The sequence below is a fragment of the Microbacterium sp. TPD7012 genome (genome assembly GCF_003075395.1).
In the GTDB taxonomy this organism is placed as follows: Bacteria; Actinomycetota; Actinomycetes; order Actinomycetales; family Microbacteriaceae; genus Microbacterium.
Genome location: NZ_QDFV01000003.1, coordinates 158,649 through 179,560 on the forward strand (window position 1 = coordinate 158,649; position 20,912 = coordinate 179,560).

General features: G+C 69.4%; 19 protein-coding genes. All 19 read left to right on the forward strand.

The window, feature by feature from the left end; genetic code table 11:
• The first annotated feature begins 2 nt into the window (after nt 1-2).
• The 19 genes from DC434_RS08825 (at nt 3) to DC434_RS08910 (ending at nt 20,902) form a co-directional block, all read left to right on the forward strand.
• On the forward strand, nt 3-548 hold the full coding sequence (locus tag DC434_RS08825; protein WP_116634927.1) for a GNAT family N-acetyltransferase: 546 nt from the start codon (nt 3-5) through the stop codon (nt 546-548).
• Nucleotides 545-985, forward strand: a complete 441-nt coding sequence (gene aroQ, locus DC434_RS08830; RefSeq protein ID WP_116634928.1) for a type II 3-dehydroquinate dehydratase — start codon at nt 545-547, stop codon at nt 983-985. The genes DC434_RS08825 and aroQ overlap by 4 nt, the downstream gene beginning before the upstream one ends.
• A gap of 111 nt (nt 986-1,096) precedes the next feature.
• Nucleotides 1,097-1,657 (forward strand): elongation factor P, encoded by a 561-nt coding sequence (efp, locus tag DC434_RS08835; RefSeq protein ID WP_116634929.1) that lies wholly within the window; start codon nt 1,097-1,099, stop codon nt 1,655-1,657.
• A gap of 3 nt (nt 1,658-1,660) precedes the next feature.
• Entirely contained in the window at nt 1,661-2,071 is a 411-nt protein-coding gene (nusB, locus tag DC434_RS08840) for a transcription antitermination factor NusB (protein WP_116634930.1), read from the forward strand.
• A 54-nt stretch (nt 2,072-2,125) separates the two neighbouring features.
• Entirely contained in the window at nt 2,126-5,416 is a 3,291-nt protein-coding gene (locus DC434_RS08845; RefSeq protein WP_243408873.1) for an SNF2-related protein, read from the forward strand.
• A 104-nt stretch (nt 5,417-5,520) separates the two neighbouring features.
• Nucleotides 5,521-7,098: a Rieske 2Fe-2S domain-containing protein gene (locus tag DC434_RS08850; protein WP_116634931.1), complete on the forward strand. Its 1,578-nt coding sequence runs from the start codon at nt 5,521-5,523 to the stop codon at nt 7,096-7,098.
• Between the two features lie 42 nt (nt 7,099-7,140).
• Nucleotides 7,141-7,398, forward strand: coding sequence for a hypothetical protein (locus DC434_RS19955; RefSeq protein ID WP_133192791.1), 258 nt, complete (start codon nt 7,141-7,143; stop codon nt 7,396-7,398).
• Nucleotides 7,395-7,775, forward strand: a complete 381-nt coding sequence (locus DC434_RS08855) for a PIN domain-containing protein (protein ID WP_165808039.1) — start codon at nt 7,395-7,397, stop codon at nt 7,773-7,775. The genes DC434_RS19955 and DC434_RS08855 overlap by 4 nt, the downstream gene beginning before the upstream one ends.
• Nucleotides 7,776-7,845: 70 nt before the next feature.
• Nucleotides 7,846-8,376 (forward strand): bifunctional pyr operon transcriptional regulator/uracil phosphoribosyltransferase PyrR, encoded by a 531-nt coding sequence (gene pyrR / locus DC434_RS08860; protein WP_116634933.1) that lies wholly within the window; start codon nt 7,846-7,848, stop codon nt 8,374-8,376.
• On the forward strand, nt 8,373-9,338 hold the full coding sequence (locus tag DC434_RS08865; protein WP_116634934.1) for an aspartate carbamoyltransferase catalytic subunit: 966 nt from the start codon (nt 8,373-8,375) through the stop codon (nt 9,336-9,338). The genes pyrR and DC434_RS08865 overlap by 4 nt, the downstream gene beginning before the upstream one ends.
• The gene (locus DC434_RS08870; RefSeq protein ID WP_116634935.1) at nt 9,335-10,639 is read left to right on the forward strand and encodes a dihydroorotase; all 1,305 of its coding nucleotides are present in this window, start codon (nt 9,335-9,337) and stop codon (nt 10,637-10,639) included. The genes DC434_RS08865 and DC434_RS08870 overlap by 4 nt, the downstream gene beginning before the upstream one ends.
• Entirely contained in the window at nt 10,636-11,145 is a 510-nt protein-coding gene (locus DC434_RS08875; RefSeq protein WP_243408874.1) for a hypothetical protein, read from the forward strand. Before DC434_RS08870 ends, DC434_RS08875 begins: the two co-directional genes overlap by 4 nt.
• Entirely contained in the window at nt 11,142-12,287 is a 1,146-nt protein-coding gene (gene carA / locus DC434_RS08880) for a glutamine-hydrolyzing carbamoyl-phosphate synthase small subunit (protein ID WP_116634936.1), read from the forward strand. Before DC434_RS08875 ends, carA begins: the two co-directional genes overlap by 4 nt.
• The gene (carB, locus tag DC434_RS08885; protein WP_116634937.1) at nt 12,287-15,574 is read left to right on the forward strand and encodes a carbamoyl-phosphate synthase large subunit; all 3,288 of its coding nucleotides are present in this window, start codon (nt 12,287-12,289) and stop codon (nt 15,572-15,574) included. The genes carA and carB overlap by 1 nt, the downstream gene beginning before the upstream one ends.
• Nucleotides 15,571-16,416 carry an orotidine-5'-phosphate decarboxylase gene (gene pyrF, locus DC434_RS08890; protein WP_116634938.1) on the forward strand — a complete coding sequence of 282 codons (846 nt, stop codon included), beginning with the start codon at nt 15,571-15,573 and terminating at the stop codon, nt 16,414-16,416. The genes carB and pyrF overlap by 4 nt, the downstream gene beginning before the upstream one ends.
• Nucleotides 16,409-17,320, forward strand: a complete 912-nt coding sequence (gene gmk / locus DC434_RS08895) for a guanylate kinase (protein ID WP_116634939.1) — start codon at nt 16,409-16,411, stop codon at nt 17,318-17,320. The genes pyrF and gmk overlap by 8 nt, the downstream gene beginning before the upstream one ends.
• 65 nt (nt 17,321-17,385) lie before the next feature.
• On the forward strand, nt 17,386-17,643 hold the full coding sequence (gene rpoZ / locus DC434_RS08900; protein ID WP_116634940.1) for a DNA-directed RNA polymerase subunit omega: 258 nt from the start codon (nt 17,386-17,388) through the stop codon (nt 17,641-17,643).
• Between the two features lie 90 nt (nt 17,644-17,733).
• A complete protein-coding gene (gene metK, locus DC434_RS08905) occupies nt 17,734-18,927 on the forward strand; it encodes a methionine adenosyltransferase (RefSeq protein ID WP_116634941.1) in 1,194 nt (397 codons plus the stop codon).
• Nucleotides 18,928-18,943: 16 nt separating this feature from the next.
• On the forward strand, nt 18,944-20,902 hold the full coding sequence (locus DC434_RS08910; protein WP_116634942.1) for a primosomal protein N': 1,959 nt from the start codon (nt 18,944-18,946) through the stop codon (nt 20,900-20,902).
• Nucleotides 20,903-20,912 lie beyond the last annotated feature (10 nt).

Sequence of the window (20,912 nt, forward strand, 5' to 3'; positions counted from 1 at the left end):
GCATGGTCATCCGGCGCGTGCGCGCGGACGAGGGGGAGCGGGTCCGCGATCTGCGCCTCGACGCGGTCCGCGACCCGGACGCCTCCATCGCGTTCCTGCACTCCTACGAGACGGAGGCGGCGCACCCGGACGAGTTCTGGCACGATCGTGCCGCGAACGCCGCCGAGGGTGACGGCGTGGCGCAGTTCGTCGCCGAGCGGGATGCCGAGTGGGTCGGCACCGTCACGGTGATCCGGTGGAAGGCGGGTGAGACGGACCACCACGGGCGCGAGGTCTCCGTCGCCCGCGGCGATGTCGTCGGCGTCTTCGTGCGTTCCGAGAACCGGGCCGGCGGCACGGTCGATGCGCTGCTCGGCGCGGCGGCTGAGTGGGCGCGCTCTCTGGGCGACGCCGCGCTCGTCCTCGACGTGCACGTCGACAATCAGCGGGCCCAGGGCGCGTATCGCCGCGCGGGATTCGTCGAGACCGGCCTGCGCTTCACCGGATCCATCGGACCCGAGCTCGAGATGAGCCGTCCGCTCGTGTCCGCGGATAGTGTGTCATCGTGACCGCGAATCCGCGCCTGCTCCTCGTGAACGGCCCCAACCTCAACCTGCTCGGCACGCGTGAGCCCGAGGTGTACGGCACGGCGACTCTCGCCGACGTCGAGCGTCTGACCGCCGAGGCCGCCGGTGCGCTGGGTTACGACGTGCGTGCGATCCAGAGCAATCACGAGGGCGTGCTCATCGACGCCATCCACGCGGCACGCGAGGACTGCGTCGGCATCGTCATCAACCCCGGCGGGCTCACGCACACCTCGGTCGCGCTCCGCGATGCGCTCACGGGTGTGGCGCTCCCGTTCGCCGAGGTGCACATCTCCGACGTGTACGCCCGCGAGGAGTTCCGTCACCACTCCTACCTCCACGATGTCGCCGCCGTGCGTGTGATCGGCCGGGGGATCGACGGCTATGCCGACGCCGTGCGGGAGCTCGTCGGCTCGCTCTGAGACGTCCGTTTCCGGGCCGCGCCCGCGCATCCCGTAGAATCGACTGTCGGCCCTGCCTGTATCGCGCGGGAGAGGCCGGCCCCACAGACTCAGGAACGGAACTCTCAGCGCATGGCATCTACCGCAGACATCAAGAACGGCGTCGTTCTCAGCATCGACGGACAGCTCTGGAACGTCATCGAGTTCCAGCACGTCAAGCCCGGCAAGGGCGGCGCGTTCGTGCGGACCAAGCTGAAGAACGTCGTGTCCGGCAAGGTCGTCGACCGCACCTACAACGCGGGCGCGAAGATCGACATCGAGAACGTCGACCGCCGCGACTTCACCTACCTGTACGCCGACGGCGACAGCTTCGTCTTCATGGACACCTCCGACTACGACCAGATCACCGTCGGTGCGGCGACCGTGGGCGACGCGAAGAACTTCCTGCTCGAGAACCAGCAGGTCACGATCGCGCTGAACAACGGCAACCCGCTGTACATCGATCTGCCCGCCTCCGTCATCCTCGAGGTGACGTACACGGAGCCCGGTCTGCAGGGCGACCGCTCGTCGGCCGGCACGAAGCCCGCCACCGTCGAGACCGGCTACGAGATGCAGGTCCCGCTGTTCGTCGAGACCGGCACCCGGATCAAGGTCGACACCCGCACGGGTGACTACCTCGGCCGCGAGAAGTAAGGCGTGAGCGCCCGCACGAAGGCGCGTAAGCGCGCTCTCGACATCCTCTTCTCCGCCGACGTCCGCGGCGACGACCTCTCGGTCACCCTCGCCGCCGAGGCGAAGCGCGCCGCGAGCGAGCCCGCGCGCGAAGCCTCCTGGCTGTACGCCCGCGAGATCGTGGACGGCATCATCGACCAGCGCGACGAGATCGACGAGCAGATCACCACGCACAGCCGTGACTGGAAGCTCGAGCGGATGCCCGCGGTCGATCGCGCCCTGCTCCGCATCGGCGTGTGGGAGATCCTGCACAACGACGCGGTGCCCACGGCCGTGGCCATCGACGAGGCGGTGGAGCTCGCCAAGGAGTTCTCGACCGACGATTCCGGTGCTTTCGTGCACGGCGTCCTCGCCCGGGTCGCCCGCGCCTCCTGATCGGTTCGTCCGAGTCGCGGTCTCCATGTCGGATGCCGCGGGAAGGATACGGGCATGCCCGCACCGCACGTCGACCTCCGCGACCTCATGCAGATCACGGACGCCGGTGGGTACGCGCGCGGGCTCGCGTACTTCCGTGAAGGGAACGTGCTCGACCTCGTCTGGGACGAGGACCTGCAGGAGCTCGAAGGCCATGTGAAGGGCAGCCAGGGCGCGCAGTACCTGGTCGAGGTCGGCTTCGTGTCGTCGAACGGCAAGCGGCATGTCCGATCCACGCGGTGCTCGTGCCCCGTGCGTTCCGCCTGCAAGCACGTCGTCGCCGCCCTGCTCGCCTCGAACGTCCACGAGTACTCCCAGCAGAGCGGCGCGCGAGTCGTCGAACCTGCCGTGGCCGCTCCCGCCCCCGCGCCCCCTGCCGCGCCCTCCTGGCGTGCGCTGGTCGATCCCGCGGTCACCGCGCAGACCCGTGCGCTGGCGCTCGGGGTGGAGCTGCGACACCGTGAGCCGCGCGGCGACAATCACTGGGCACCGCGTGCCGTGCGACCGGCGACGCCCAGAGACCTCGCCCGGTCGACCGGCGAGCTGCTCCTGGCGATCCGACCGCTGATGCGCAGCCAGCAGACCGGTGCCTGGATCCAGGGGCACGCCGGCTGGGACACGGTGCGACGGGACGCGGCGCAGTTCGGGCGCAGCCAGACCCGCTGGTTCGGCGATCTGCTCAGCATCTCGCGCGACTCGCTGCTCTCCGGCAACGCCGGCGACTGGCTGGTCGTCGACCAGATCGAGTCGGGACTCCTGTGGGGACACCTGCGCGCGGGTGCGGCTCTCGGCATCCCGATGGTGACCAGTCAGAAGAACGCCACCGTGCGCCTCGCCCATGCGGCGGAGATCTCGGCGACGATCGCCCGCGACGACGGCGGCGCATTGACGGTCGCCGCGGATGCCACGATCGACGGTCAGCAGGTCTCCGCGTCCTCCGTGCATCCGATCGGCCGATCCGGGGTGTACTCAGCGGTCCTCATGGGCAGCCGGATGCAGATCACTCTCGCCGAGGTGCCGCTCAGCGACCAGGTGCGGGCTCTCCTCGAGGCGCCGCGGCCCATCGTGGTCCCGGCCGATGAGGAGGAGGCGTTCGTCACCGAGGCCTACCCGCTGCTCGCGCGGCGCACGGCCGTGCAGACGGTGGGCGACGTCGCACTGCCGGAGATCCCCGCGCCGGAGCCCGTGCTGAACGTCGCCTTCGAACGCGGGGATGTCGTCAGCTACTCGTTCGCCTGGTCGTACCGCGGATTCGGGACGGTGCCGTTCGCGGCCGGTCGGACCGCTGTCCGCGATCCGGAGGCCGAGGCGGCGCGGCGTGCCCAGCTCGAGACAGTCTGGCACGAGCACACGACGAACCGGTTCGCGCCCTCGGGCTCGTTCCACGACATCGACGCTGCGGCTTTCGTCGCCCAGGTCGTGCCCGCGTTCGAGGCTGCCGGGGTCACGGTGGTCACGACCGGCACGCGCAAGGAGTACCGCGAGCTCACCGGCGTTCCCGAGGTGACGGTCTCGACGGTCGAGACGACGGATTCCGACTGGTTCGATCTGGGGATCATCGTGACGATCGACGGGCGGAGCATCCCGTTCGGGCCCCTGTTCACGGCGCTCAGCAGAGGGAAGAAGAAGCTGCTGCTCTCCGACGGCGGCTACTTCACCCTCGATCATCCGGCGCTCGATCGTCTGCGCGAGCTCATCGAGGAGGCGGGCGAGCTCGACGAGTGGGAGACCGGTCCGCGGATCAGCCGCTACCAGACCGATCTCTGGGAGGAGTTCGAGGATCTCGCCGACGAGGCGCAGCCGGCGGTGAGCTGGCGCTCGACCGCCGAGGGCCTCCGCCAGGCGACCGGCGTGCCCGCGACGCCCGTGCCGCCGTCGCTCCGCGCCGAGCTCCGTCCGTACCAGAAGTCAGGGTTCGACTGGCTGGCCTTCCTCTGGGCGCATCGGCTGGGCGGGATCCTGGCCGATGACATGGGGCTCGGCAAGACCCTGCAGCTGCTCACCTTCGTGCAGCACACGCGCGACCGGGGCGAGCGGCGGCCGTTCCTCGTGCTGGCTCCGACCTCGGTGCTGAGCACCTGGAAGACCGAGGCGGCCCGCTTCACGCCCGAGCTGCGGGTGGCGCTCGTCGACACGACGAGCGGAACGCGTCGCGGTTCGCTGACGGATGCCGCCGCCGGGGTCGACGTCGTCGTGAGCTCCTACACGGTGGCGCGACTCGACGAGAAGGAGTTCGCCGGCGTCGAGTGGGCGGGGCTCATCCTCGACGAGGCCCAGTTCGTGAAGAATCCGAAGACGAAGCTGCATCGGGCGATCTCGACGTTCCGCGCGGACGTGACGTACGCGGTCACGGGCACTCCGATGGAGAACAGCCTCTCCGACCTGTGGTCGCTGCTGAAGCTCGCCGCTCCCGGTCTGTTCCCGTCGGCGCGCCGGTTCCGCGATCGGTACATCCAGCCGATCGAGAAGGGCAAGGTCCCGGAGAACGAGGAGGGCGGCGAGTACCGCCGTCGTCGCCTCGAGCAGCTGCGCCGCCGCATCCGTCCGCTCATGCTCCGCCGCACGAAGGAGATCGTCGCAGCCGACCTGCCGCCCAAGCAGGAGCAGGTGCTCGAGGTGGAGCTGAGCCCCGCCCACCGCGCCCTCTATGACGTGGTGCTGCAGCGCGAGCGCCAGAAGGTGCTCGGACTGCTCGACGATCTGGATCGCAACCGCTTCATCGTGTTCCGCTCCCTGACCCTGCTGCGGATGCTGAGCCTCGCCCCGGGACTGGTCGACGAGAACGACCCCGACATCGGCTCGAGCAAGCTCGACACCCTGCTCGAGAGAGTCGTGGAGCTGCAGGCCGAAGGGCACAGGGCGCTCGTTTTCAGCCAGTTCACCTCGTTCCTCGACCTCGCTGCCGCCCGCCTCGACGCCGCCGGCATCCCCTACGCCCATCTCGACGGGTCTACCCGCCGCCGGCAGGACGTCGTCGACGGGTTCCGGTCGGGGGAGCAGGTCGTGTTCCTCATCAGCCTGAAGGCCGGCGGATTCGGACTCACCCTGACCGAGGCCGATTACGTGTTCCTGCTCGACCCCTGGTGGAACCCGGCCGCCGAGGCGCAGGCGATCGACCGCACGCATCGCATCGGCCAGACCAGTCAGGTCTTCGTGTACCGCATGATCTCGGCCGGGACGATCGAGGAGAAGGTGCGCGAACTGCAGCAGCGCAAGGCCCGCCTCTTCACGGCAGTGATGGACGACCAGGAGCTGTTCGCCCAGTCCCTCACAGCCGACGACATCCGCGGCCTCTTCGACGACTAGCGCGTCGCCCCGACCACCGTCGGGTCGAGTATTCACGGCTGGTCTCCGCGGGCGCCCAGGAGGCCGTCGGTAGACTCTTACGGTTCACTTTCGAGAGGAATGCAATGCGGATCACGGGACTCGGCCACGCCGGGATGTTCATCGAGACGGTCGGCGGGAACATCATCTGCGACCCCGTCCTCGGACCCTCGTTCTATGGATCCTGGTTCCCGTTCCCGGACAATCGCGGCCTCGACTGGGAGCGCTTCGGCCGTGAGGCCGACTTCCTCTACATCTCGCACCGCCATCGCGACCACTTCGACCCGAAGCTGCTCGAGCGGTACATCCGTAAGGACATCGAGGTGCTGCTGCCGGAGTACCCGATCGACGATCTCGAGCAGGACATCCGCGCGCTCGGGTACACGAACATCACCTACGCGCCGGCGGGGGAGATCATCCACCGCGGCGAGCTGAAGATCATGATCACGCCGCTGCGCGCCCCGAGCGACGGCCCGATCGGCGACTCCTCGCTGAGCGTGGACGACGGCACCGCATCCGTTCTGAACCAGAACGACTCGCACCCCCTCGACCTCGAGAAGCTGCTGGGCTTCGGCAAGCCGGATGCCTACTTCACGCAGGTCTCGGGCGCGATCTGGTGGCCCATGGTCTACGACCTGCCGCTCGACGCCAAGCAGAACTTCGCGAAGCTCAAGCGCGACGCGCAGAACAAGCGGGCGATGTACTACATCGAGAAGGTCGACGCGACGCACGTCTTCCCGATGGCCGGCCCGCCCATGTTCCTGCGGGACGACCTGTTCGACTTCAACGGCGTCGGCAGGAACGGCGAGTCGATCTTCACCGACCAGAAGCAGTTCCTCGCGCACATGAAGGAACTCGCTCCGCAGTACGACGGTCACCTGTTCGTCCCGGGGACGGTCGTGACCGTCGAGGGTGCGTCGGTGAGCACCGAGCAGTCCCTCTACACCGAGGCGGAGATCGCCCACATCTTCGATGAGAAGTGGGACTACCTCGAATCGCAGCGGGCCAGCAGGCAGCAGGAGATCCGCGACGAGGAGGCCTCGCGCGCCGAGATCATCCCGCCTGCTGAAATGCTCGAGACCCTCAAGGCGTGGTGGGAGCCGCTGCTGAAGAAGTCGCGCACCATCCGGCTCGGCGTCGGAGGATGCGTGAGGTTCAAGATCGGCGAGCTCGACATGGTGGTCGACTTCCCGCGGGCGAAGGTCCGTGAATACGCGGGGGAGGAGTGCATCTACTGGTACACGATCCCCGCCGATCTCGTCTCGACCAACATCCGCGACCGCGAGATCGACTGGTCGAACTCGATCTTCCTCTCGATGCAGTTCCAGGTGGGTCGCAGCGGCAAGTTCAACGAGTTCCTGACGACGTTCCTCAAGTGCCTGTCGGTCGACCGCATCGAGTACGTCGAGAACTGGTACCAGGAGCAGACCGATCAGACCGAGGATGCCGAGGTCGGGGACTGGCTCGTGCAGCGTCGCTGCCCGCACCTGCGCGCCGACCTCACGAAGACGGGGAAGGTCGACGAGGACGGCGTCCTCACCTGCAGCATGCACGACTGGAAGTGGGACCTGAACACCGGTCGGTGCCTGACCACGAGCGGCCACCCGATCCGCTCGTCGAAGATCGACGAGGTCATCGAGGGAGCCCTTCGCCCCGCAGTGTGAGAGAGCTGGTACCACCTCGCCATCGAGTGGTACATTTGCGGCATGGCGACGACACTCCCTCGCATTCAGGTGACCCAGAGCCCGGAGCTTGCCGCGGGCCTCGAGCTCGCCGCACAGGAATGGCCGGGAGCTTCGCGGTCTGAACTGGTGGCCCGTCTCGCTGAGAGCGGCGTGGAAGCGCTCACGGCGAAACGCGCGGCTCGACGCGCCGAGCGTCGCAAGGTTCTCGAGGAGACGAGAGGCAAGTACCGATATCCTCCTGGCTATCTCGCGGAACTGCGTGAGGACTGGCCGGAGTGATCGTGCTCGATGCCAACGTGCTCATCTCCTTCTGGGCCGAGGGCGACGCCCACGCGGCAGATGCGTTCGAGATACTCGACACTGAGGAGGATCTGGTCCTGCACCCCGTGACTCTCGCCGAAACGCTGGTGTGGCCTGTCCGCGAGCAGCGCGAGAGCGAGGCGCTCGAGGATCATGCCAGGCTCGGAGTCGAACGTCTCACGCCTGCGACGGATGAACCCCTCAGGGTCGCTCGCCTCCGCGCCGAGACCGGACTCAAGCTTCCCGACGCCTATGTCCTCGCCGCAGCGATCATGCTCGGCGCCACCCTCGCCACCTTCGACCGGCGGCTGGCCGACATCGCCCGCGAACGCGGTGTCGAGGTCGTCGGAGCCTGAGCCGCTCCGATAGACTGAAGCCACAAGCAACCTTTAACACCGTCCTGTGAGGCGGAGAAGGGAGCGGCTGATGAGCGCACGCACCGTGCTGCACGAAGCCGACGTATCGCGGGCTCTGACCCGTATCGCGCACGAGATCCTCGAGTCGAATCGAGGGGCTGAGAACCTCGTCCTGCTGGGCATTCCGACCCGCGGCGTCACTCTCGCCCACCGCCTGTCGCGCCTGATCGGCGAGATCGCGCAGACCCCGGTCGCCGTCGGCGCGCTGGACGTCACGCTGTTCCGCGACGACCTGGCCAAGCACCCGACGCGGTCCCCGCACCCGACCGAGATCCCGGACGGCGGGATCGACGGGAAGACGGTCGTGCTGGTCGACGACGTGCTCTTCTCCGGTCGCAGCATCCGCGCGGCGCTCGACGCGATCCAGTCGATCGGACGACCGGCCGTCGTGCGGCTCGCGATCCTCGTCGACCGCGGTCATCGCGAGCTCCCGATCCGGCCCGACTTCATCGGCAAGAACATCCCCTCCGCCCGCTCCGAGCGGGTCAACGTGCGCCTCACCGAGAACGACGGGGCCGAGGAGGTGACGATCGGCGAATGAGACACCTCCTCGACACCCGCACGCTCGACCGGGCGACAGCCCTCCGCATCCTCGACATCGCCGAGGACATGTCCGACACCCAGTCCCGCGAGGTGAAGAAGCTCCCGACGCTCCGCGGCAAGACGGTCGTGAACCTCTTCTTCGAGGACTCGACCCGCACCCGCATCTCCTTCGAGGCTGCCGCCAAGCGCCTCTCCGCGGACGTGATCAACTTCGCGGCCAAGGGCTCGAGCGTCTCGAAGGGCGAGAGCCTGAAGGACACGGCGCAGACCCTGGAGGCCATCGGCGCGGATGCCGTCGTCGTGCGTCATCCCGGATCCGGCGCCCCGCAGACGCTCGCGACCAGCGGATGGATCTCGGCCGGTGTGGTGAACGCCGGCGACGGCACGCACGAGCACCCGACGCAGGCGCTGCTCGACGCCTTCACGATCCGCAAGCGCCGCTTCGGCGCCGACTGCCGCGGGCGCGATCTCGCCGGACTCCGGATCGTCATCGTGGGCGACGTGCTGCATTCGCGGGTCGCGCGCTCGAACGTCTGGCTCCTCACCACCCTCGGCGCATCCGTGACTCTCGTCGCTCCGCCGACGCTCGTGCCGCAGAACGTGTCGCTCTGGCCGGTCCGGGTCGTCTTCGACCTCGACGAGGCACTGGCGGAGGGGCCGGACGCCGTGATGATGCTGCGGATCCAGCTCGAGCGGATGAACGCGGCGTATTTCCCGACTGAGCGGGAGTATTCGCGCCGCTGGGGGCTCGACGCACGGCGTGTGGCCGGGCTCCCGGACGGTAGCATTGTCATGCACCCCGGACCCATGAACCGTGGACTGGAGATCTCCTCCGAAGCAGCCGATTCCGACCGCTCGACGGTGCTGGAGCAGGTCACCAACGGAGTGTCCGTCCGCATGGCGGTGCTGTACCTGCTGCTGGCAGGAGAACGAGACGACGAACGAGGGGGAGACCTGTGAGCGAGACCCTCGTCATCACCGGTGCACAGCTGCTCGGTGCGGAGAGCGCCGACATCATCGTCGAAGGCGGTGTCATCACCGAGATCGGCAGCGGCCTGAGTCGCGCAGGTGCACGCGTCATCGACGCCGACGGACTCGTCGCACTGCCGGGCCTCGTCGACCTGCACACGCATCTGCGCGAGCCCGGCTACGAGGCATCCGAGACGATCCTCACCGGCACGAGGGCGGCGGCGGCCGGCGGTTTCACGGCCGTCTTCGCCATGCCGAACACGTCGCCGGTCGCCGACACGGCGGGCGTGGTCGAACAGGAGCTCGCGCTCGGCGAGGCCGCCGGATACGCCACGGTGCAGCCCATCGGCGCCGTCACGGTCGGCCAGAAGGGCGAGCGTCTCGCCGAGCTGGGGGCCATGGCCACCTCCCGGGCGCAAGTGCGCGTCTTCAGCGACGACGGCTTCTGCGTGTTCGACCCGCTGATCATGCGCCGGGCCCTCGAGTACGTGAAGTCCTTCGACGGCGTGATCGCGCAGCACGCGCAGGACCCGCGGCTCACCGAGGGCGCGCAGATGAACGAGGGGACCGTCTCGGCGGAGCTGGGTCTCGCCGGATGGCCCGCGGTCGCGGAGGAGTCGATCATCGCCCGCGACGTGCTCCTCGCCGAGCACGTCGGTTCGCGGCTGCACGTGTGCCACCTCTCGACGGCCGGATCGGTCGACATCATCCGCTGGGCCAAGAAGCGCGGCATCGCGGTCACCGCCGAGGTGACACCGCACCACCTGCTGCTGACCGATGAGCTCGTGCGCGGCTACGACGCGCGCTACAAGGTCAACCCGCCGCTGCGGCGGGAGGAGGACGTGCTGGCCGTGCGTGAAGGACTCGCGGACGGCACGATCGACATCGTCGCGACGGATCACGCCCCGCACCCCAGCGAGCACAAGGCCTGCGAGTGGCAGGCGGCCGCGAACGGCATGGTCGGCCTCGAGAGCGCGCTGCGCGTCGTACACCAGTCGATGGTGCAGACCGGGCTCATCGGCTGGGCCGACGTGGCCAGGGTCATGAGCGCGGCTCCCGCGCGCATCGGACGGCTCGCCGGACACGGAACGCCCCTCGAGGTCGGGGCTGCCGCGCAGATCACCCTCTACGACCCCTCGGTCGCCGGTGTCTTCACGGAAGCCGACCTCCACGGGCGCAGCGTGAACTCGCCGTACCTCGGTCGCGCGCTCCCCGGACGGGTCGAGTTCACCGTCCATGGCGGCACGCTCACGGTCGACGGCGGCGCGGTCGTCGAGGAGCTGAACGCGTGACGCGCGAACTCGCCATCGCGATCATGATCGCCGTGGCCGTGCTCATCCTGCTCGCGATGCTGTTCGCGTGGCGACGACGACTGCGCCGGGACTCCGGTCTCACCGCACCGCTCGGAGTCCCGGAGCACGCGGAGGTCGCCCGCCGCGACGAGGTGCTGTACGTCTCGACGACGCGACACGACCAGCCGCTGGAGCGGCTGGCGGTCTCGCCGCTGATCTACCGCGCCCGCGGTGAGCTCGCGGTCACGGATCGGGGTGTCGCGCTCTGCCTCGACGGCGCGCCGACGGTGTTCCTCGCCTCGTCCCGCCTCGTGCACGTCGACAGGGCCACCGTCACGATCGATCGCGTCGTCGAGCCGGGCGGGCTCATCCGCATCGCCTGGAACGTCGACGACGACACGGTCGTCGACTCCTACCTGCGCCTCGCCACCGGCGACCCGAAGAACCTCATCTCTGAACTGCAGCGGCTCGTTCCCGCTGCCCCCGACACAGGAGCCACACGATGACCTCCCTGCCCGAAACCGCCGTCCTCGTCCTGGAAGACGGCACCCGCCACACCGGTCGTGCGTACGGCGCGCGCGGTCGCACCCTCGGCGAAGTGGTGTTCGCGACCGGCATGTCCGGCTACCAGGAGACGATCACCGACCCGTCGTACGCCGGTCAGATCGTCCTGCAGACCGCACCCCACATCGGGAACACCGGCATGAACGACGAGGACGCCGAGTCCCGCCGTATCTGGGTCGCCGGCTACATCGTCCGCGACCCCTCTCGCGTCGTCTCGAACTGGCGCGCGAACGCATCCCTCGACGAGGTGCTGCTGAACGACGGCATCGTCGGCATCAGCGGGATCGACACGCGCGCGATCACCCGTCACATCCGCTCGGCCGGATCGATGCGCGGCGGGGTCTTCTCCGGCGCGGATGCCGCTCTCGACGCGGAGGAGCAGCTGCGCATCGTCCGCGAGGCACCCGAGATGGCAGGGCGGAACCTGTCCGCCGAGGTGTCGGTGGACGTCGCGACCGTGACGACCGCGATGGGACAGCGGGTCGGCAACCTCGCGGTCCTCGACCTCGGGGTGAAGCAGGCCACGATCGACAACCTGGCCGCCCGCGGCTTCGAGGTGCACGTTCTCCCGCAGAACGTGACGATCGACGAGATCCGCTCGATCGACCCGGTCGCCGTCTTCTACTCGAACGGCCCCGGCGATCCTGCCGCATCCGGCGATCACGTCGAGCTGCTGCGCGCGGTCCTCGACGACGGCCTCCCGTTCTTCGGGATCTGCTTCGGCAACCAGCTGCTCGGCCGTGCTCTCGGGCTCGGCACCTACAAGCTGCCGTTCGGTCACCGCGGCATCAACCAGCCGGTCCTCGACAAGACCACGGGCCGCGTCGAGATCACGGCGCACAACCACGGCTTCGCGGTGGACGCCCCGCTGGAGGGGACGTTCGACAGCCCGAACGGCTACGGCAAGGTCGAGGTCAGCCATGTCGGACTGAACGACAACGTGGTCGAGGGCCTCCGGGCGCTCGACATCCCCGCCTTCTCGGTGCAGTACCACCCCGAGGCCGCCGCGGGCCCTCATGACGCCAACTACCTCTTCGACCGGTTCCGCGACCTGGTCATCGCGACTCAGAAGGACAGCAAGTAATGCCCAAGCGCGACGACATCAACTCCGTCCTCGTCATCGGATCCGGTCCGATCGTCATCGGTCAGGCCTGCGAGTTCGACTACTCCGGCACCCAGGCGTGCCGCGTGCTCCGCGAGGAGGGCGTCCGGGTCATCCTGGTCAACTCCAACCCTGCCACGATCATGACCGACCCCGACTTCGCCGACGCGACGTACATCGAGCCGATCACCTGGCAGGTCATCGAGACGATCATCGCGAAGGAGCGTCCCGACGCGATCCTCCCGACCCTCGGCGGGCAGACGGCGCTCAACGCCGCGATCGAGCTGCACAACCACGGCATACTCGAGAAGTACGACGTCGAGCTCATCGGCGCGAGCTTCGAGGCGATCAACAAGGGCGAGGATCGTCAGATCTTCAAGCAGCTGGTCCTGGATGCCGGCGCCGACGTCGCCGACTCCCGCATCGCCCACACGATGGACGAGGTGCTCACGGCGGCCGATGAGCTGGGCTACCCGCTCGTCGTGCGCCCCAGCTTCACGATGGGCGGCCTGGGGTCCGGATTCGCGTACGACGAGAGCGACCTCCGCCGCATCGCCGGCGCGGGGCTGCGCGACTCGCCGACCACCGAGGTCCTCCTGGAGGAGTCGATCCTCGGCTGGAAGGAGTACGAGCTCGAGCTCATGCGCGACACCGCCGACAACACGGTCGTCGTCTGCTCCATCGAGAACGTCGACCCGGTCGGCGTCCACACGGGAGACTCGATCACGGTCGCACCGGCTCTGACGCTCACCGACCGCGAGTACCAGAAGCTGCGCGACATCGGCATCGACATCATCCGCGCCGTGGGCGTCGACACCGGCGGCTGCAACATCCAGTTCGCCGTCAACCCCGAGAACGGGCGCATCATCGTCATCGAGATGAACCCGCGCGTCTCCCGGTCGAGCGCCCTCGCCTCCAAGGCGACCGGCTTCCCGATCGCGAAGCTCGCAGCCAAGCTCGCGCTCGGCTATCGCCTCGACGAGATCCCGAACGACATCACGGGAGTCACCCCGGCGAGCTTCGAGCCCACGCTCGACTACGTCGTGGTGAAGGTGCCGCGATTCGCGTTCGAGAAGTTCCCGGCCGCTGACGCGACGCTGACGACGACCATGAAGTCGGTCGGCGAGGCGATGGCGATCGGTCGCAACTACGCGACCGCGCTGCAGAAGGCGCTCCGTTCACTCGAGAAGCGCGGTTCGAGCTTCCACTGGGGCACGGAGGAGCGCTCGCTCGAAGAGCTCCTGGAGATCTCGAAGATCCCGACGGACGGCCGCATCGTCACGCTGCAGCAGGCGCTTCGCAAGGGCGCGACCGTCGAGCAGGCATTCGACGCCACGGCGATCGACCCCTGGTTCCTCGACCAGATCGTGCTGATCAACGAGGTCGCCGAGATCGTGCGCACGGCGCCCGAGCTGGATGCCGCGACACTCCGCTACGCGAAGGAGCACGGCTTCTCCGACGCGCAGCTCGCCGAGCTCCGCGGCACGACGGAGCCCGAGGTCCGCGGCGTCCGTCACGGTCTCGGCATCCGCCCGGTCTACAAGACCGTGGACACGTGCGCGGGGGAGTTCCCGGCTCTGACGCCTTACCACTACTCCAGCTACGACTTCGAGACGGAGGTCGCCCCCTCCGAGCGCACCAAGGTCGTCATCATCGGCTCGGGCCCGAACCGCATCGGGCAGGGCGTCGAGTTCGACTACTCCTGCGTGCACGCCTCGTTCGCGCTGTCGGACGCCGGGTTCGAGACCGTCATGGTCAACTGCAACCCGGAGACGGTCTCGACGGACTACGACACGTCCGACCGCCTGTACTTCGAGCCGCTGACGCTCGAGGACGTGCTCGAGGTCCTCGACGCGGAAGCCGCGAGCGGCACGATCCTCGGCGTCGTCTGCCAGCTCGGCGGACAGACCCCGCTGGGACTCGCCAAGGGGATCGAGGCGGCCGGCTACACCGTTCTCGGCACCAGCCCCGCCGCCATCGATCTCGCCGAGGAGCGCGAGCTGTTCTCGCGCCTGCTCGACGAGGCGGGGCTCGTCGCCCCGCGCAACGGCACCGCGATCGACGTCGAGGGTGCCGTGCGCATCGCTGAGGAGATCGGCTACCCCGTGCTCGTGCGCCCGAGCTTCGTGCTCGGCGGCCGCGGCATGGAGATCGTCTACGACACGGCATCGCTGCGCGACTACTTCGTGCGCACCGCCGGCGAGGTCGTCATCGAGGAGGGCAAGCCCCTGCTCGTCGACCGCTTCCTGGACGATGCGATCGAGCTCGACGTCGACGCGCTGTACGACGGCACCGACCTCTACATCGGCGGCGTCATGGAGCACCTCGAGGAAGCCGGCATCCATTCCGGCGACTCCAGCTGCACGCTCCCTCCGGTCTCACTCGGACGCACCGATGTCGACCGTGTGCGCGAGGCGACCCTCGCCATCGCCGAAGGCGTGGGCGTGCGCGGCCTGCTGAACGTGCAGTTCGCGATCAGCGCCGGCGTGCTCTACGTGATCGAGGCGAACCCCCGCGCCAGCCGCACGGTGCCCTTCGTGTCCAAGGCGCTCGGCATCCCGATGGCGAAGGCCGCGAGCCGCGTCATGACCGGCTCCACGATCGCGGAGCTGCGTGCCGAGGGCATGCTGCCGCAGCAGGACGGCTCCCGCGTCCCGCTCGGCGCCCCGGTCGCGGTCAAGGAGGCTGTGCTGCCGTTCAAGCGCTTCCGCACGGCGGACGGCAAGACGGTCGACTCCGTGCTCGGCCCGGAGATGCGCTCCACGGGTGAGGTCATGGGCATCGACCGCGACTTCCCGACGGCCTTCGCGAAGAGCCAGGCAGCGGCCTACGGCGGCATGCCCACCTCGGGCACCGTGTTCATCTCGGTCGCCGACTCCGACAAGCGCGCGGTGATCCTGCCGGCGCACCGCCTGCAGCAGCTCGGCTTCACGATCGTGGCGACCGAGGGCACCGCCGAGATCCTCTCGCGCAACGGCATCGCGGTGACCGTGGTGGAGAAGTACAGCGAGACCCAGGAGTCCGGCGCGAAGAACATCGTCGACCTGATCAACGAGGGTGCGATCGACATCGTCGTGAACACGCCCTCCGGTGGTGCGGCCCGTGCCGACGGCTACGAGATCCGTGCGGCGGCGGTCGCTGCCGACAAGGCGCTGTTCACCACGATGGCGGTGCTCGGCGCCGCCGTCAGCGGTATGGATGCCGCGCACGAGGGCTTCCAGGTGAAGAGTCTGCAGGAGTATGCGATCGATCGGGCGGCAGCGCTGTGAGTCAGAGCTTCGGTGCGAGGGTCCGCGGGGCGCTGGACGCCCGCGGTCCCCTCTGCGTCGGCATCGACCCGCACGCCGAGCTGCTCGCCGCGTGGGGCCTCGGTGATGACGCCGCCGGGGTGCGCGAGTTCGGGCTGCGCACCGTCGATGCCGCCGCGGGGCGCGTCGGGGTCGTGAAGCCGCAGGTCTCGTTCTTCGAGCGCTTCGGATCGCAGGGCATCGCGGCGCTGGAAGACGTGCTCGCAGCGGCCCGCGCCGCCGGACTGCTCGTCATCGCCGACGCGAAGCGCGGCGACATCGGTTCGACCATGGACGACTACGCCCGCGCCTGGCTGACGCCCGGCGCGCCTCTGGAAGCGGATGCCCTCACGGTGAACCCGTTCCTCGGCGTCGGAGCGCTCGACGGCACGTTCGCCCTCGCGGCGAAGCACGAGAAGGGCGTGTTCGTGCTCGCGGCGACCAGCAACCCCGAGGCCGCGGGCGTGCAGCGTGCGATCGGGGCCACCGGCCTGACGGTGTCGGCGGAGATCGTCGGCGAGGTGTCGGCGCGCAACGCGGGCCTGGTCGAGCCCGGGGCGTGGGGGAGCTTCGGCTTCGTCATCGGCGCGACGGTCGACTGGGATCAGGCAGGCATCACGCCGTTCGGCCCGATCGCCCCCATCCTGGCGCCCGGTTTCGGCACCCAGGGGGCGACGCCCGCCGACCTCCGCGCACGCTTCGGCACGATGGCGGATGCCGTGATCGCCAGCGAGAGCCGCAGCATCCTCTCCGCCGGTCCTGAGGGTCTCGCCGCGGCGATCTCCCATCGCGTCGCCGAGTATCGGGAGGTCGTCGGTGTCTGAACCGCTTCGGACCGTTCCCGAGGTCGACCGCGCGGCGGCCGCACGCCGGGCCGTCGAGCGCCGACGCGCCAGGGCGTCGCTGAAGCGCGATCTCACGATGCGCGTCGTGGCACCGCAGACGGTGCTGCATCGCGCCACCGCGGATGCGGACTCGGTCGAGGGATCCATGCGGATCACCGACTTCCTGCTCGCTCTCCCCGCCATCGGCGCCGGGAAGCGCGATCGCGTGCTGGAGGAGCTGCACATCTCCCCGGTCAAGCGTCTCGGCGGGCTCGGCGCCCGTCAGCGCGTCGTGCTGGAGACCTGGCTCGATTCCCGCTTCCCGGTGCTCGAGCCGCGCGGCGCACGCAGCCGTCTGCTCGTGCTGGCCGGTCCCACGGCGGTCGGCAAGGGCACCGTCGCGGCCCACATCCGTGAGCACAATCCCGAGATCCACCTCTCGGTGTCGGCGACGACCCGGCCTCCGCGGCCGGGTGAGATCGACGGCGTGCACTACTTCTTCGTCGATGACGCCGAGTTCGACCGCCTGATCGCCGACGACGAGCTCCTCGAGTACGCGGTGGTGCACAACCGCTCCCGCTACGGCACGCCGAGGGCGCCGATCGACGCGGCGCTGGCCGAAGGCAGGACCGTTCTGCTGGAGATCGACCTGCAGGGTGCCCGGCAGGTGCGACGCGCCGAGCCGGCCGCCACGCTCATCTTCCTGCTCCCGCCGAGCTGGGACGAACTGGTGCACCGCCTGGTCGGGCGGGGCACCGAGGAGGCGGAGGAACGCGCCAGGCGACTGCGCACCGCCAAGGTCGAACTGGCCGCCCAGAACGAGTTCGATCACCTCATCGTGAACGAGGACGTCGCCGCCGCCGCCCGTGAGGTCGTAGAATTGTCCTCAGGCTCTGCGCGCTGAGTCACCTTCGCGCGCCTTTGCACCGTCTTCGCGACGAACCCGTCGCCTGATCTGGAGGTCCCACCATGGCCGGACACCACACCAAGGGCATCATCGATCCCCCCATCGACAACCTTCTCGACCGCGTCGACTCCAAGTACGAGCTCGTGATCTACGCCGCCAAGCGCGCGCGCCAGATCAACGACTACTACTCCGACCTGCACGAGGGCAACCTCTTCGACAACGTCGGCCCGCTGGTCGACTCCTCGGTCGAGGACAAGCCGCTCACCATCGCGCTGCACGAGATCAACGAGGACAAGCTCCGCCTGCGTCACGCAGAGTGATATTCGAGACCGCGGCGCCGCACTGTCGGTGCCGCGGTCCAGAATGGGGGCAACACCCCTCCCACCGTCCGTCCCCGTTCTGGAGCACCGATGAGCGCGCTGCGTCTGTTCACGTCCGAGTCCGTCACCGAAGGGCACCCGGACAAGATCTGCGACCAGATCTCCGACAGCATCCTCGACGGGCTCATCGCGAAGGACCCCGGTTCCCGGGTCGCGGTGGAGACGCTCGTCACGACAGGCCTCGTGCACGTCGCCGGTGAGATCCGCACCGAGGCGTACGTCGACATCCCGACGATCGTGCGACAGGTCGTCAACGGCATCGGCTACACGTCGAGCGAGACCGGCTTCGACGGCGACTCCTGCGGTGTCAGCATCTCGGTCGGCGAGCAGTCCACCGACATCGCGCACGGCGTCGACAACGCGCAGGAGCACCGCGACGGCTCGTCGGTCGATCCGCTCGACGCGCTCGGCGCCGGCGACCAGGGCATCATGTTCGGCTTCGCCACCAACGAGACGCCGCAGCTCATGCCGATGGCCGCGTGGACGGCGCACCGCATCGCCGAGCGCCTGACCGAGGTGCGTCGCAGCGGTCTGCTGCCGTTCCTCCGTCCCGACGGCAAGACGCAGGTCACGCTGGGCTACGACGGCTTCACGCCGAAGACCGTCGACGCGGTCGTGCTCTCCACGCAGCACCACCCCGACATCTCCCAGGACGAGCTGAAGGCGCAGGTGCGCGAGCACGTCATCGATCCGATCCTCGCGACCACGGGCCTCGACCTGAGCGACGTCACGCACTACATCAACCCTGCCGGTCCGTTCGTCACGGGTGGTCCCAAGGGCGACGCCGGTCTCACCGGACGCAAGATCATCATCGACACCTATGGCGGAGCTGCCCGTCACGGCGGCGGCGCGTTCAGCGGCAAGGATCCGTCCAAGGTCGACCGCTCCGGGGCCTACGCCACCCGCTGGGTCGCGAAGAACGCGGTCGCGGCCGGTCTCGCCGACCGCCTCGAGGTGCAGGTCGCGTACGCGATCGGCGTCGCGCGTCCGGTCGGTCTCTACGTCGAGACCTTCGGCACCGGCAAGGTGACCGACGAGGCGATCATCCGGGCGATCGAGCAGGTCTTCGACCTCCGCCCGCAGGCCATCATCGAGCAGCTCGATCTGCTCCGTCCCATCTACGCGCAGACCGCCGCCTACGGCCACTTCGGCCGCGAGCTTCCCGACTTCACGTGGGAGCGCACTGACCGCGTCGAAGAGCTGCGCCGCGCCGCCGGTCTCTGATGGGGCCTCGGTCCTCATGACGTCCGAGAGCCGGCGCATCGCGCGCGTGCTCCTCGACTCACCGCTGCCGCAGCTCGACCGTCTGTTCGACTACTCCCTCCCCGCCGAGCTCGGCGAGGTCCGGCTCGGGGTGCGCGTGCGCGTTCCGCTGCGCACGGCCGGCCGTGTGATCGACGGCTACATCGTCGACATCGACAGGGAGGACGATGCCGACAGGCCCCTCTCCGAGGTCGACAGCGTCGTCTCCGAGGTCGCCGTGCTGCCCGAGCGCCTGCACCGACTCGCCCGACGCGTCGCCGACCGCGCGGCAGGGTCCGCCTCCGATGTGCTGCGACTCGTGATCCCGAAGCGGCAGGTGCGGGTCGAGAAGGCCTGGACCGCGGACAGCCCGGTGCCGGTGCTCGATGCGTCCGCCGTCGAACGGAGTCAGGAGATCCTCGACGTCTACGACGGACTCGTCGCCGTGCTCGACGGAGGAGGACGCGCCGCCGTCGAGGCCGTCCCGCAGCTGCGTGACGGGGGAGAGGCCTGGTCCCAGCTCCTCGCGGCCTCCGCGACACGGATGCTGGCCGCCGGCCGCTCGTCGATCCTCATCGTGCCCGACCACCGCGACCTCGATCGGCTGCTCACAGCCCTCGAGGCGCTCGTCCCCGGCGACGCGGTCGTGCGCTACGACTCCCGCCAGACGAACCCCGATCGGTACCGCGGCTTCCTCCGCACGCTCGAGGAGTCGCCCTGCATCGTCGTCGGGAACCGCTCCGCGGTCTACGCCCCGGTCGAGGCGGGTCTCGTCGCCGTCTGGGACGACGGAGACCCGTTGCTGGGCGAGCAGCTCGCACCGTACGTGAACGCGCGGGACGCGGCACTGCTCCGTCAGGAGCTCGAGCAGTCGGCGCTGCTCTTCGCGGGGCACACCCGCACGACCGACGTCGAGCGCCTCATCGCGCGCGGCTGGCTGCAGGACGTGCGCGCGTCCCGTCGCGTGCTGCCGAAGGTCGTGCTCAGCACCCCGCAGGAGATGGAGCAGCCCGCAGCGCAGCGGATGCCGTCCTCGGCGTTCCTGGCCGCGCGCACCGCCGCGGCGGAGGGGCCCGTCCTGGTGCAGGTGTCCCGTCCCGGCTTCTCGCCCTCGCTGGTCTGCGCGGAGTGCCGCGCACCTGCCCGCTGCCCGCACTGCGGCGGCCCGCTCGGCGCACGCCACCGCGGCGCTGTCCCCGTGTGCGGCTGGTGCGGCCGCAGCGCCCGCGCCTGGGTCTGCCCCGCATGCTCGTCGACGAAGCTCCGACTCGCATCCTCCGGGAGCGAGCGCACCGCCGACGAGCTCGGGCGCGCGTTCCCCGGCATCCGTGTGATCGTCGCCGACAGCGCGCACCCCGTCGAACGCGTCGACGCCAAGCCCGCGCTCGTCGTGGCGACACGCGGCGCCGAGCCGCTGGCCGCCGGAGGATACCGTGCCGTCGTCCTCCTGGACGGACCGCGGATGCTCCAGGCACCGGATCTGCGTATCGGGGAGGCGTGCCTGCGCTGGTGGTCGAACGCGGCGGCCCTCGCCGCTCCAGGAGCCCCGATCCATCTCGTCGGCGTCAGCGGTGCGGTCGGCATGGCCCTCGCGACCTGGAACCAGGCCGGCTACGCGCGATCCGAGCTCGAGAGCCGTGCGCCACTGCACATGCCCCCGACGGCGCGGGTGGCGCTGGTCGAGGGATCCGCCGCGGCCGTCTCCCGCGCGCTGGTCGCGCTGGGCGAGCTCGCCCTTCCCGCCGACGCCGTCCTCGGGCCCGTCCCGATCGACTCCGATGATGTCCCGCCGCGCGTGCGCGCGCTCGTCCGGTTCGGCTACGGCGCAGGCAGCCGTGTCGCCACCGTCCTGCGAGCGGCCGTCGTCGCCGAGGCCGTCGCCGGTCGTCGAGGCCGCGCGCGCAACGCGAAGAACACGCTCTCGGTTCGTCTCGATATCCTCGATCCAGAGCTCTGACCCTTCCGGA

Bases quoted from the DNA above. Each gene is read 5' to 3' on its own strand.
- DC434_RS08825 (WP_116634927.1), top strand. From the start codon at position 3: ATGGTCATCCGGCGCGTGCGCGCGGACGAGGGGGAGCGGGTCCGCGAT.
- efp (WP_116634929.1), top strand. From the start codon at position 1,097: ATGGCATCTACCGCAGACATCAAGAACGGCGTCGTTCTCAGCATCGAC.
- DC434_RS08845 (WP_243408873.1), top strand. From the start codon at position 2,126: ATGCCCGCACCGCACGTCGACCTCCGCGACCTCATGCAGATCACGGAC.
- DC434_RS08850 (WP_116634931.1), top strand. From the start codon at position 5,521: ATGCGGATCACGGGACTCGGCCACGCCGGGATGTTCATCGAGACGGTC.
- DC434_RS19955 (WP_133192791.1), top strand. From the start codon at position 7,141: ATGGCGACGACACTCCCTCGCATTCAGGTGACCCAGAGCCCGGAGCTT.
- pyrR (WP_116634933.1), top strand. From the start codon at position 7,846: ATGAGCGCACGCACCGTGCTGCACGAAGCCGACGTATCGCGGGCTCTG.
- DC434_RS08865 (WP_116634934.1), top strand. From the start codon at position 8,373: ATGAGACACCTCCTCGACACCCGCACGCTCGACCGGGCGACAGCCCTC.
- carA (WP_116634936.1), top strand. From the start codon at position 11,142: ATGACCTCCCTGCCCGAAACCGCCGTCCTCGTCCTGGAAGACGGCACC.
- carB (WP_116634937.1), top strand. From the start codon at position 12,287: ATGCCCAAGCGCGACGACATCAACTCCGTCCTCGTCATCGGATCCGGT.
- rpoZ (WP_116634940.1), top strand. From the start codon at position 17,386: ATGGCCGGACACCACACCAAGGGCATCATCGATCCCCCCATCGACAAC.
- metK (WP_116634941.1), top strand. From the start codon at position 17,734: ATGAGCGCGCTGCGTCTGTTCACGTCCGAGTCCGTCACCGAAGGGCAC.
- DC434_RS08910 (WP_116634942.1), top strand. From the start codon at position 18,944: ATGACGTCCGAGAGCCGGCGCATCGCGCGCGTGCTCCTCGACTCACCG.